At 65.7% G+C, this 12,152-nt stretch carries 9 protein-coding genes and 1 riboswitch; of the genes, 4 read left to right on the top strand and 5 right to left on the bottom strand.

The genetic code is table 11. The features are described 5' to 3' along the window. Positions 1 to 16: 16 nt before the first annotated feature. From coaD to ssb, 3 genes are all read right to left on the bottom strand, one after another. On the bottom strand, positions 17 to 526 hold the full coding sequence (gene coaD / locus C7453_RS12340; RefSeq protein ID WP_114727824.1) for a pantetheine-phosphate adenylyltransferase: 510 nt from the start codon (positions 524 to 526) through the stop codon (positions 17 to 19). Next, positions 519 to 3,320, bottom strand: coding sequence for a DNA gyrase subunit A (gene gyrA / locus C7453_RS12335; RefSeq protein ID WP_114727823.1), 2,802 nt, complete (start codon positions 3,318 to 3,320; stop codon positions 519 to 521). The genes coaD and gyrA overlap by 8 nt, the downstream gene beginning before the upstream one ends. Before the next feature lie 169 nt (positions 3,321 to 3,489). Continuing rightward, positions 3,490 to 4,062, bottom strand: coding sequence for a single-stranded DNA-binding protein (gene ssb / locus C7453_RS12330; RefSeq protein WP_114727822.1), 573 nt, complete (start codon positions 4,060 to 4,062; stop codon positions 3,490 to 3,492). A gap of 334 nt (positions 4,063 to 4,396) precedes the next feature. On the opposite strand from ssb, the gene uvrA reads away from it, so the two are divergent. The 3 genes from uvrA (at position 4,397) to speE (ending at position 8,895) form a co-directional block, all read left to right on the top strand. After that, positions 4,397 to 7,276: an excinuclease ABC subunit UvrA gene (gene uvrA, locus C7453_RS12325; RefSeq protein WP_114727884.1), complete on the top strand. Its 2,880-nt coding sequence runs from the start codon at positions 4,397 to 4,399 to the stop codon at positions 7,274 to 7,276. A 160-nt stretch (positions 7,277 to 7,436) separates the two neighbouring features. Beyond that, on the top strand, positions 7,437 to 7,898 hold the full coding sequence (speD, locus tag C7453_RS12320; protein ID WP_114727821.1) for an adenosylmethionine decarboxylase: 462 nt from the start codon (positions 7,437 to 7,439) through the stop codon (positions 7,896 to 7,898). Between the two features lie 127 nt (positions 7,899 to 8,025). Continuing rightward, on the top strand, positions 8,026 to 8,895 hold the full coding sequence (gene speE, locus C7453_RS12315) for a polyamine aminopropyltransferase (protein ID WP_114727820.1): 870 nt from the start codon (positions 8,026 to 8,028) through the stop codon (positions 8,893 to 8,895). Positions 8,896 to 8,989: 94 nt separating this feature from the next. Here the strand turns inward: speE and C7453_RS12310 are convergent, their stop codons facing one another. Continuing rightward, positions 8,990 to 10,444: a catalase gene (locus C7453_RS12310; protein ID WP_114727883.1), complete on the bottom strand. Its 1,455-nt coding sequence runs from the start codon at positions 10,442 to 10,444 to the stop codon at positions 8,990 to 8,992. A 101-nt stretch (positions 10,445 to 10,545) separates the two neighbouring features. Here C7453_RS12310 and C7453_RS12305 point away from each other — a divergent pair, with 101 nt between their 5' ends. Beyond that, a complete protein-coding gene (locus C7453_RS12305) occupies positions 10,546 to 11,499 on the top strand; it encodes a hydrogen peroxide-inducible genes activator (protein WP_114727819.1) in 954 nt (317 codons plus the stop codon). An 88-nt stretch (positions 11,500 to 11,587) separates the two neighbouring features. Here C7453_RS12305 and C7453_RS12300 read toward each other — a convergent pair whose 3' ends face one another. Continuing rightward, a complete protein-coding gene (locus C7453_RS12300) occupies positions 11,588 to 11,893 on the bottom strand; it encodes a putative quinol monooxygenase (RefSeq protein ID WP_114727818.1) in 306 nt (101 codons plus the stop codon). A gap of 126 nt (positions 11,894 to 12,019) precedes the next feature. After that, positions 12,020 to 12,107, top strand: a riboswitch (glycine riboswitch). Positions 12,108 to 12,152 lie beyond the last annotated feature (45 nt).

Below are 12,152 nucleotides of genomic sequence, written 5' to 3'. Positions count from 1 at the left end.
GGCCACGCGACCGGCGTTATCCCCCCAGCCGCGCCAGGATGCGCTGGCGGGTGAAGGGGGGAACGAAGCTGGTGATGTCGCCGCCCAGGCGGGCGACCTCCTTCACCAGCCGCGAAGAGATATATTGGCTGCGCTCGGTGGCCATCAGGAACACCGTTTCGATGTCCGGGGCCAGGTGATGGTTCATGCCGAACATCTGGACCTCGTAATCGAAATCGGTGACCACCCGCAGCCCGCGCACGATCAGGGTGGCCCCGTGGGTGCGCGCCTCATCGACCAGCAGGTTGCTGAACCCGATGACCGAGATCTGGCTGCCCGTCCGTTCGGCGATGGGACGGGTTTCCTCCGTGACGCAGGTGATGCGCTCATCCAGCGGCATCAATGGCTGCTTGCCGGAATTTTCCGCCACGCCGATGATCAGCCGGTCGACCAGCCGCGCCGCACGTTCAACGATATCCAGGTGACCGGTGGTCACCGGGTCGAACGTGCCGGGATAGAAGCCCGTGCGCGGCGCGCTATCAGGCATCGGGGGTCTCCTCGGGGGCGGCGTCTTCGTCCGCTGCGTCGTCGCCTTCATCATCATTTTCCATGACGGGGAAGACGCTGATGACGTGCTCGGTGGCGTCCAGCCTGAACAGCGTCACGCCGCTGGCCTGCCGCGACATGACGCGGATCTGGTCGATCGGCACGCGGATCAGGCGGCCGGCATCGGTAACCAGCATGACGTCCGTGCCACCGATGACCGGCAGGGTGGCCACGACCTCGGTCCCGCGTTTGCCGGAGGTGAAGGTCATGTTGGAGATGCCCTGGCCGCCACGACCAGTCACACGGTAATCATATGCCGACGACCGGCGACCGAAGCCCGCATTGCTGACGATCAGCAGGATTTCCTCGGCCAGTTCCAGTTCGGCGACCCGTTCCGGATCAATGACCGAATCGGCCGGTACCGCTTCCTCGTCCGATGCGTCGGGGGTGTCGTTCGCAGCCTCGTCGGCGTCCTCGCCCCCCTGGCTGGCCGCGAGTTCCGCGCGGCGGCGGGCGTTGGCCAGCCGCAGATACGATGCGCGTTCCTCGACCGTCGCCTCGACATGGTTCAGCACGCACAGGCTGTTGACCTCGTCGCCTTCGCCGAGGCGGATGCCGCGTACGCCCGAACTGTCACGCCCGGCGAAGACGCGCAGCGTGTCGTCCGTAATCTGGAAGCGGATGCAGCGCGCCTTGCGCGTGGCCAGGAACACGTCCTGCCCCTCGCGGCAGGTCGCGACCCCGATCAGCCGGTCGCCGTCGTCCAGCTTCATCGCGATCAGGCCCGACGCGCGGATATTGCGGAAATCGCTCAACCGGTTGCGGCGCACGGTGCCCGAGGCGGTGGCGAAGACCAGATGCAGGTTCTCCCACAGCGTCTCGTCCTGCGGCAGGGGCAGGACGGCCGTGATCGAATCGCCGCCCAGGTCGGGGAGCAGATTGATCAGCGCCCGGCCCTTGGCCGTCGGGCTGGCCTCGGGCAGGCGCCAGACCTTCTCGCGATACGCCTTGCCGCCTGAAGAGAAGAACAGCACCCATTGATGGGTGTGGGCGTTGAACGAGCGCACCACGATGTCGTCGCCACGGCGGCCTGCGGCCGTGCGGCCGCGCCCGCCGCGATTTTGCGCGCGGAAGATGTCCAGCGGCGTGCGCTTGATGAAGCCCTCTCGCGTGATCGTCACCACCATCTGGCCCGGTTCGATCAGGCTTTCGTCCGTCTGGTCGCCAGCGTAATCGGCGATTTCGGTCATGCGCGGGGTGGCGAGTTCGGCACGGATCGCCGCCAACTCGTCCTGCATCACTTCCATGCGGCGGGGGCGGCTGGCGATGATGGCCAGAAGCTCGCTGATCTTTTCCGCGACTTCGGAGAGTTCCTGCTGGATCTTCTCCCGCTCCAGGCCGGTCAGGCGTTGCAGGCGCAACTCCAGGATGCCACGGGCCTGGGCTTCGGTCAGGTGGACCTTGCCGTCGACGATCACGTTGCCTTCGTCGAGGATCAGGGCCAGCAGGGGCTCGATATCGGCGGCGTCCCACGGCGTGGTCATCAGCGCTTCGCGGGCGCTGGCGGCGTCGGGGGCGGCGCGGATCAGCGCGATCACGGCGTCGATATTCGCTACCGCGATGACCAGGCCGACCAGCAGGTGGGCACGGTCGCGCGCCTTCATCAGGTCGTAGCGGGCGCGGCGCAGGATCACGTCTTCGCGGAAGGTGATGAAGGCTTCCAGAACGTCCTTCAGCCCCATCAGGCGGGGCTGGCCGTTATCCAGCGCCAGCATGTTGACCCCGAACGAGGTCTGGAGCTGGGTGAAGCGGTAGAGATGGTTCAGCACCACTTCCGGCGTGGCGTCGCGCTTGACCTCGATGACGATGCGCATGCCCGACCGGTCGCTTTCGTCGCGGATGTCGGAAATGCCTTCGATCTGCTTGGAGCGCACCAGATCGGCGATGCGTTCCTGCAAGGTCGATTTGTTCACCTGATACGGGATCTCGGTGATGATGATCGCGTGGCGGTCGCGATTCAGGTCCTCGATCTCGGCGCGGGCGCGGATGATGACCGAGCCACGCCCGGTCTCGAACGCGCTGCGGATGCCCGCGCGGCCCAGGATGATGCCGCCGGTCGGGAAGTCCGGGCCCGGCACGATCTTCATCAGGTCTTCGAGCGTCAGGTCGGGCTGGGCGATCAGCGCCAGAGTGGCGTCGATGATCTCACCCGGGTTGTGGGTCGGGATGTTGGTGGCCATGCCGACCGCGATGCCCGAGGCGCCGTTGATCAGCAGGTTGGGGAAGGCGGCGGGCAGGATCTTGGGTTCCTGCTCGCTTTCATCGTAGTTCGGCTGGAAATCGACGGTATCGCGGTCGATATCGTCCAGCAGGAAGGACGCGGCCTTGGCCAGGCGTGCTTCGGTATAACGCATCGCGGCCGGAGAATCGCCGTCGACCGAGCCGAAATTGCCCTGGCCGTCGATCAGCTTCACGCGCATCGACCAGGATTGCGCCATGCGGACCATGGCGTCGTAGATCGAGGAATCGCCGTGCGGATGGTATTTACCCATCACGTCACCGACCGCGCGGGCCGATTTGCGATAGGGCTTGTCGTGCGTGAACCCGCTTTCGCGCATCGAATAGAGGATGCGCCGATGGACCGGTTTCAACCCGTCCCGCACGTCCGGCAGGGCGCGGCTGACGATGACCGACATCGCATAGGCGAGGTAGGAGGAACGCATTTCCTCCTCGACGGTTACCGGAACGATGTCGGAGGGAGCCGGCGGCTGCGGCGAGTCGGGAATCTCGGTCAAGGCATATCCGTCATGTCAGTGCCATCTCTCTTGCGCCGGGCGCGCCGGATGGCGGGAACTGGTCCGGCGCAGGTGGGTGGAGCCACCCTAGCATAGAGTGCCGGCCGGGGAAAAACCGCGCCCCGGCACAGGTCCCGACAGGGAGCCCTGAGCCGGGAAGAGGCCCGCCTCAGAACGGAATTTCGTCGTCCAGGTCGCTGCCGCCGCCATGCGGGGCGTCCCAGCCGCCACCGCCCGCCGGTGCGCCGGGGCCGCCATGGCTGCCGCCGCCCGCGTTGCCGCGTCCGCCGCCGATCTGGCGCGGAGCCGTCGGCGCGCTGTATCCGCCGCCGCCGCCATAGCCACCACCGCCGTAGCCGCCGCCGGCATCATCGCCGGACTCGCCGCCGCGGTTGCTGTCGAGCAGCACCAAGTCGCCGCGGAAACGGTCCACGACGACTTCGGTCGTATAGCGTTCCTGCCCGGACTGGTCGGTCCATTTGCGGGTCTGGAGCGAGCCTTCCAGGTAGACCTTGCGGCCCTTGCGCAGGAAACGCTCGGCGACGTCGGCAATGCGCTCGTTGAAGATGACGACGCGATGCCACTCGGTCTTCTCGCGCCGTTCGCCCGATGCCTTGTCGTTCCAGGTGTCGCTGGTGGCCAGCGTCAGCGAGACGATCTTGGCGCCGTTCTGGCTGTTCCTGACTTCCGGGTCCTTCCCCAGATTGCCTACGAGGATGACCTTGTTGACGCTACCCGCCATAGTACTGCCCTGCCGCTGTCCGGTCCGGGGCCGCGCACCAGGGCGCCGCCCCATCAAAAAAAACCGTCCACCCGGACCGGTGCGGTTGGGGGACGGGACTCACGCGCGATCCTAACCCAGATGGCTGCCGGATGATACCTGCATGTGGGCCGCCCGAGCCGGTGGGGCGCCGCGCGGCGGTCTTTTCCGAGGGGTGGATCTTGGCGGCGGCGGTGGAATCCGGCAGAACAGAGTGTGAACGATGCGCTCCGTCATGCCGGAGCAGAACGGAGATGCGGACATCATGGCGAAGCGATCCGGCCCGGTTGCGGCCGCGCCGACAGAATCGACCCCGATGCACGGGACGCAGACCATCCGGGTGCGCGGCGCGCGGGCGCACAACCTGAAGAATGTCGATGTCGAGATTCCGCGCGATGCGCTGACGGTGGTGACGGGCCTGTCGGGCTCCGGCAAGTCGTCGCTGGCGTTCGATACCATCTATGCCGAGGGGCAGCGGCGCTATGTCGAGAGCCTGTCGGCCTATGCGCGGCAGTTTCTGGAGCTGATGGGCAAGCCCGATGTGGACGCGATCGAGGGCCTGTCGCCCGCGATTTCCATCGAGCAGAAGACGACCTCGAAGAATCCGCGCTCGACCGTCGGCACGATTACCGAAATCCATGATTACATGCGCCTGCTGTGGGCGCGGGCGGGGGTGCCGTATTCGCCGGCCACCGGGCTGCCGATCGAGGCGCAGACGGTCAGCCAGATGGTCGACCGGGTGATGGCGATGCCCGAGGGGACCCGGCTGATGCTGCTGGCGCCCGTGGTGCGCGACCGCAAGGGCGAGTGCCGCAAGGAACTGGCGGAATTGCAGCGCAAGGGCTTTGCCCGCGTGAAGGTGGATGGCGAGCTGTACGAGATCGCCGACGTGCCTGACCTGAACCGCAAGCTGCGCCATACGGTCGAGGCGGTGGTGGACCGGGTGGTGGTGCGGCCGGGGGTGGAGTCCCGCCTGGCGGACAGTTTCGAGACCGCGCTGGGGCTGTCCGACGGGCTGGTCTATGCCGAGGAGGTGGTGCGCGACGGGGCGGAGGTGCCGCCGCATGTCGTGTTTTCCTCGCGGTTCGCGTGCCCGGTCAGCGGTTTTACGCTGGAGGAGATCGAGCCCCGGCTGTTCTCGTTCAATGCGCCGCAGGGGGCCTGCCCGGCCTGTGACGGGATCGGGACCGAGACCTTCTTCGACCCCCACCTGATCGTGCCGGACGAATCGCTGTCGCTGGCGGCCGGGGCCATTGCGCCGTGGCGGAACACGCAGAGCCCCTATTACCAGCAGACGCTGGAAAGCCTGGCCGCCCATTACGGGGTGAAGATGGACACGCCGTGGCGCGACCTGCCGGCGGGCGTGCGCGACGTGATCATGGAGGGTGGCGAGGACGAGGTGACCTTCCAGTACCGCGACGGCCGCAAGAGCTACAGCCTGACCAAGCGGTTCGAAGGCGTGGTGGCCAATCTGCGCCGACGGATGGCCGAGACCGACAGCGTGTGGGTGCGCGAGGAACTGTCGCGCTACCAGTCCGACAAGCCGTGCCATGTGTGCCATGGCGCGCGGCTGCGGCCGGAGGCGCTGTCGGTGCGGGTGGCGAACTGCACCATCGCCCAGGCGTCCGACCTGCCGATCCGCCGGGCGCTGGAATGGTTCGGCACCGTGGAGGCGACGCTGACGCCGCAGCGGGCCGAGATCGCGCGGCGCATCCTGCGCGAGATCCTGGACCGGCTGCGGTTTCTGGACGATGTGGGGCTGGATTACCTGACGCTCTCGCGCGGGTCGGCCACGCTGTCGGGCGGGGAAAGCCAGCGCATCCGGCTGGCCAGCCAGATCGGGTCGGGCCTGACGGGCGTGCTGTACGTGCTGGACGAGCCGTCGATCGGGCTGCATCAGCGCGACAACGAGCGGTTGCTGGGGACGTTGCAGCGGCTGAAGCGGCTGGGGAATACGCTGATCGTCGTGGAGCATGACGAGGATGCGATCCGCTCGGCCGACTGGCTGATCGACATGGGGCCGGGGGCGGGTGTCAATGGCGGCCATGTGGTGGCGATCGGCACGCCCGAGCAGGTGGCGGCCAACCCGGCCAGCCTGACGGGCGATTACCTGTCCGGGCGGAAGCAGATCGCGGTGCCGGAGAAGCGCCGGCCGGTGGACCCCAAGCGGGTGCTGGTGCTGGAAGGGGCCAGCGGCAACAACCTGCATGACGTGACCGCGCGCTTTCCGCTGGGCACCTTTACCTGCGTGACCGGGGTATCCGGTGGCGGCAAATCCACGCTGGTGATCGATACGCTGTACAAGGCGCTGTCGCGGCACCTGATGGGGTCGGGGCAGAATCCGGCGCCCTATCGCCGGATCGTCGGCATGGACCTGCTGGACAAGATCATCGACATCGACCAGTCGCCGATCGGGCGTACGCCGCGTTCGAACCCCGCGACCTATACCGACCTGTTCACGCCGATCCGCGACTGGTTCGCCGAACTGCCGGAGAGCAAGGCGCGGGGCTACAAGCCCGGCCGGTTCTCGTTCAACGTCAAGGGCGGGCGGTGCGAGGCCTGCCAGGGCGACGGTGTGCTGAAGATCGAGATGCACTTCCTTCCCGATGTGTTCGTGACCTGCGATACCTGCAAGGGCGCGCGCTACAATCGCGAAACGCTGGATGTGAAGTTCCGTGGCAAGTCGATTGCCGACGTGCTGGCGATGACGGTGGATGAGGCCCTGCCGTATTTCTCCGCCGTGCCGCGTATCCGCGACCGGCTGGCCATCCTGCAGCAGGTCGGGCTGGGCTATGTCGCGCTGGGCCAGCAGGCGACCACGCTTTCGGGCGGGGAGGCGCAGCGGGTGAAACTGTCCAAGGAACTGGCGCGGCGGGCCACGGGGCGCACCCTGTATATCCTGGACGAGCCGACGACGGGCCTGCATTCCGAGGATGTGCGCAAGCTGCTGGACGTGCTGCACGCCCTGGTGGACCAGGGCAATACGGTGCTGGTGATCGAGCATAATCTGGACGTGATCAAGACGGCGGACTGGGTGCTGGACATGGGGCCGGAAGGTGGCGACGGCGGCGGCCGGATCGTGGCCGAGGGGACGCCCGAGGACATTGCGGCCTGTGCGGAAAGCCATACAGGGCGCTTTCTGGCACCGCTTCTGCCGGCGCCGTCCAAAGGGCGGAAGCGGCGCGCGAAAGCCTGAATTTCGCCCCGAGAAAGAAGGTTGTGTGAAAGGGGCGAAAAAAAACGGGGCTGGGGGGCAAAAGTTCTTGCGTTGACAGGGGGAAGGCCTTATCAGCGGCCCCCTTGGCCCAAGGGGGCGATCCCGCCCAACAGGCTGTCTACTGGTTTGGGGGTACGTGATGAACGCACTTGCTCAGCTGGGGATGGTCTCGGAACTCCCGAGCAATATCCAGATGTCTTCAGCTCCGTCTTCGTCTGACGAGGATCGGAAGGATTATTTCGTCGAGCGGGACGGGATGAAGTTTGCGGGGACGCATCTTCTCGTCGACCTCTGGGAAGCCCGGAATCTCGATGATCCGGAACAGATCGACCGCACGCTGTGCGAAGCGGCGGTGACGGCGGGGGCGACGATCCTGCACAGCCATTTCCATCACTTCACGCCCAATGGTGGCGTGTCGGGTGTGGTGGTGCTGGCCGAGAGCCACATTTCGATCCACACGTGGCCGGAGCGGAATTTCGCTGCCGTCGACATCTTCATGTGCGGCGCGTGCGATCCGCACCTGGCGATCCCGGTGATGCAGCGCCTGTTCCAGGCGGGCCGGGTGGTCGTGGACGAGCAGCGTCGCGGCCGGGTCGCCTGATGGCGAGGGTGCCGGCCTGGCCGGTGCCCGTCCGTCCGGTGCGGCGTCAGGCCGCACAGGAGTTTAAGGGCCGGATTCGTCCGGCCTTTTTTTATGTGTCCATTTTCGTGCCGGGGAGACACAGGCAATGACCGACGCATGGATCGGCGAAACACTCTATGACGGCTGGCAGCAGCGTTTCCGTGTTCGCAAGGAACTGGCCCGTACCAAAAGCCCCTTCCAGGACATCGTGGTTTTCGAAAGCGAGACGCATGGTCGCGTGCTCGTGCTCGATGGGGTGATCCAGATCACCGAAGGTGACGAGTTCGTCTATCAGGAAATGCTGACGCATGTGCCGGTGCTGGCCCATGGTGATGCGAAGAGCGTGCTGATTATCGGTGCCGGCGATGGTGGCGTGCTGCGCCGCGTGTTGCAGCATCGTGGTGTCGAGCGCGCCGTGATGGTCGAGATCGACGGTGCGGTGATCGAACTCTCCAAGCAGTTCCTGCCGGGCATTGCCGGCGATGCCTGGAACGACCCGCGTGCCGACGTGATCGTGGGCGACGGCATTGACTACGTTGCCAAGGCGGAAAGTGGCTCGGTCGATGTCATCATCGTCGACAGCACCGATCCGATCGGGGTGGGAGAGGTGCTGTTCACCGATGCGTTCTACGAGCATTGCGCCCGTATCCTGACGCCCAACGGCATTATCGTGAACCAGTGCGGCGTGCCGTTCATGCAGGCGGACGAACTGCGTGAGACCAGCCTGCGTCGGGCGCAGTTCTTTCCGCATGTCTCGGCCTATGTGGCGGCGGTGCCGACCTATGTCGGCGGTTTCATGACGCTGGGCGTGGCGGCGAAGGGAACCAACCCGGCCCTGCATTCGGTCGAGACGATCCGTGCGCGGGCCGAGCAGGCGGGTATCCTGGGGACGACCGGTTACTGGACGCCGGAGATCCATACCGGCGCCTTCAACCTGCCGCCCTATATCGCCAGGCATCTGCCGGCGTCGAAGTAGTATCGGGTGCCTGGAGGGAGAGCATGACCCGGGCTCTCCCCACCGCTGGCTAATATGGTGTCTTGACTCCGAAATTCAGGAATGACTTCGGAGATCAGCCGGCGGTGTGCTCCAACGCTAGGCGCACACCCTCCGCCCAGGCCGGGTCGGCCTTGGCGAAATGCCCCAACTGGCGTTCGACGATATCGGTCGGAACACCTTGCATCGCGGCGGCGATATTCGCGAAGAAACGCTGTTTCTGCGCATCGTCGAACAGGCGGAACAGGGCGGCGGGCTGGCTGTAATCGTCATTGCCCGTGCGATGGTCGTAATATCCCGCTGCTCCGTCCAGCATCAGTGGCGGTTCCTTCGCCCGCGCGTCTTCCACCGGTCCGCCGAACGAGTTTGGCTCGTAATACGCATCTGTTCCGCGCGGCGCGTCGAAACGCATCGCCCCGTCGGCATGATAGGTACGAACCGGGCATTTCGGCTGGTTGACCGGCAGGCTTTCGTAATGCGTGCCGACGCGATAGCGATGGGCGTCGGCATAGGCGAACAGGCGTGCCTGCAAGACCTTGTCGGGCGAATAGCCGATTCCGCGCACGATATTGGACGGCGAGAACGAGGCCTGCTCGATTTCCGCGAAATAATGCGCCGGGCTTCGGTTCAGCTCCAGGACGCCCACCTCGACCAGTGGGAAATCTGCGTGCGGCCAGACCTTGGTCAGGTCGAACGGATCGAAGGATTGCCGCGCGGCATCGGCCTCCGCCATGATCTGGACCGACAGCGTCCAGCGCGGGAAATCACCACCCTCGATGGCGTCATACAGGTCGCGCTGCGCGCTTTCCCGATCCTGGCCGACAATGCCGGCGGCCTCGTCATTGGTCCAGTGGCGATGCCCCTGCCGGGTCGTGAAATGGAACTTCACCCAGAACCGTTCGCCCGCATCGTTCCAGAACGAATAGGTATGGCTGCCGTAGCCGTTCATGAAGCGATACCCGCGCGGTAATCCGCGGTCCGAGAACAGGATCGCGACCTGATGCAGGCTTTCCGGGCTCAGGGACCAGAAATCCCACATCGCGGTCGCAGAGCGCATGTTGGTACGCGGATGACGCTTCTGCGTATGGATGAAATCGGGAAATTTCATCGGGTCGCGAATGAAGAAGACCGGCGTGTTGTTCCCCACCAGGTCCCAGTTGCCTTCGCTGGTGTAGAATTTCAGCGCGAAACCACGCACGTCCCGCTTGGCATCCGCGGCCCCCCGCTCGCCGGCAACGGTGGAAAAGCGGGCCAGTACCTCGGTCGTCCTGCCGATCTCGCCGAAGATCGCGGCATTCGTATAGCGTGTGACGTCCCCGGTGACGGTAAAGCTGCCATACGCGCCGGACCCTTTGGCATGCACCACCCGCTCGGGAATGCGTTCGCGGTTCTGGTGGGCCAGCTTTTCCAGCAATTGATAGTTTTCCAGCAGCAGCGGACCGTGCCGGCCGGCGCTCTTGCTGTTCTGGTTGTCGGGGACGGGTGCGCCGGCGCTGGTCGTCAGGACGGGGCGGATACTCTGGTCGGACATGGCGTTTTCCTCTTCGGAAAGAATACGATCCATGCCTACCGCTCCATGATTTATAGATAAAATCGATTCTCATTATAAAATTGATAGGCTATTCCTATCGTATGTCCCTGCCTCCTTCGCGCTCCCTTGCCGGCCTGACGTTGCGCGATCTCGATTATGTCCTCGCGGTCAGCCGCACTGGCCATTTCGGGCGGGCTGCGCATGTCTGCGGCGTCAGCCAGCCCGGCCTCAGCGAGCAGATCCGCAAGGTCGAGGCCCTGCTGGGCTGCACGCTCTTCGAGCGCGGGCGCCGGGGCGCCCGTCCGACCCGGCGGGGCGCCGCCCTGATCCCCCTGGTCGAACGCATCGTCCGCGATGCGCATGTGCTGATGGAACAGGCGCACGGCACCGGGCACACTCTGGCCGGCCCCCTGGCGCTGGGCATCATTCCGACATTGGCGCCGTATTACATGCCCACGCTGCTGCGGCACATTCGCGCCGCTCATCCGGACATCGCGCTGCGCCTCACCGAGGACCGGACGGCGGACCTGACGCGGCACCTGCTCGATTACACGCTGGATATCGTTATCGCGGCGATGCCCGCGCCGGATGCCGGCATCGCCACCGCCGTCCTTTTCTTCGAGCCGTTTCGCGTCCTGGTCCCCCGGACCCACCCGCTGGCCACGAAATCCGTGCTGTCGTCCGCCGATCTCGACAGTGCGGACCTGATGCTTCTCGATCCCGGCCATTGCCTGCGCGACCAGACCGTCTCGCTGTGCGATCCGTCCGTCCCGCTCCATCCCGATCTGGACGGCCCGATCGCGACCAGCGTGGAAATGCTGCGCTACATGGTCGATGCCGGCGAGGGAATCGCCGTCATGCCGGCGCTGGCGGTGGATACGGACACCGAGGCGCGCGGCTTTTCCCGCGCCATCCCGTTCGCATCGCCCGAAATCGGCCGGACCATCGGGCTGTGGTGGCGCGCCACCGACCCGCGCGCCCCGCTCTTCGCGCAACTGGCCCGGGAATTGGGTGCAGGCCCCAAAAGACCGGCGCAAAAAAAGCCGGAGCGGTAAAATCCGCCCCGGCGCCTTACGCCATGTCGCGGCCGACCAGACGATCCCGCCGGGTTCGTTACGGCCGGACAGGGCTGGCTGGTAGCGGTCAGGCGCGGTGTGTCGCCAGCAGGCGCACCGCGACCGTCTGGATGCCCAGGTCGCGCACGGCGTCGTCGAAGATTTTGAAATGCGGTGTCTTCATGTGGCTGTCGAAGGCCGCGCGGTCGGTATAGACCTCGTGCAGGATGACGGTATGCGGTGCGTCCTCGGGCAGCAGGACGTCGAAGGCGTGGCAGCCGGGCTCGTCCGTGACCGAGCGTTCGGCGTCATAGGCGCAGAGTTCCAGAAATTTCGTGCGGTTTTCGTCGGTTGTCGTGAATTCCGCGAGGATGGTCAGTGGTCTGGCGTCCATGGTCGTGCGCCTCCTTGTCGTATTGTGTCCAGGGGGCAAGGGTAGGGCGGCGGGGGCTTTCGATCCACCCCTCGGTAGCGGTGTGTGGACGATTGACTTGATTGCGCAACATATGCGAAGCATCCGGATGCTGACGCGGGAGAGACTGGCGAGAGCCGGCGCCGAAGGAGCAACCGCCCCGGAAACTCTCAGGCCAAAGGACCGCCCGGCTTCGACTTCTGGAGAGAGGCGCCTCGCGCGTCCGCCGACGGGATAGCGA

The organism is Gluconacetobacter liquefaciens (genome assembly GCF_003350405.1).
GTDB classification, from domain to species: Bacteria; Pseudomonadota; Alphaproteobacteria; order Acetobacterales; family Acetobacteraceae; genus Gluconacetobacter; species Gluconacetobacter liquefaciens.
This window is presented reverse-complemented; position numbering and strand designations above follow the sequence as displayed.

Bases quoted from the DNA above. Each gene is read 5' to 3' on its own strand.
- coaD (WP_114727824.1), bottom strand. From the start codon at position 526: ATGCCTGATAGCGCGCCGCGCACGGGCTTCTATCCCGGCACGTTCGAC.
- ssb (WP_114727822.1), bottom strand. From the start codon at position 4,062: ATGGCGGGTAGCGTCAACAAGGTCATCCTCGTAGGCAATCTGGGGAAG.
- uvrA (WP_114727884.1), top strand. From the start codon at position 4,397: ATGCACGGGACGCAGACCATCCGGGTGCGCGGCGCGCGGGCGCACAAC.
- speD (WP_114727821.1), top strand. From the start codon at position 7,437: ATGAACGCACTTGCTCAGCTGGGGATGGTCTCGGAACTCCCGAGCAAT.
- speE (WP_114727820.1), top strand. From the start codon at position 8,026: ATGACCGACGCATGGATCGGCGAAACACTCTATGACGGCTGGCAGCAG.
- C7453_RS12310 (WP_114727883.1), bottom strand. From the start codon at position 10,444: ATGTCCGACCAGAGTATCCGCCCCGTCCTGACGACCAGCGCCGGCGCA.
- C7453_RS12305 (WP_114727819.1), top strand. From the start codon at position 10,546: ATGTCCCTGCCTCCTTCGCGCTCCCTTGCCGGCCTGACGTTGCGCGAT.
- C7453_RS12300 (WP_114727818.1), bottom strand. From the start codon at position 11,893: ATGGACGCCAGACCACTGACCATCCTCGCGGAATTCACGACAACCGAC.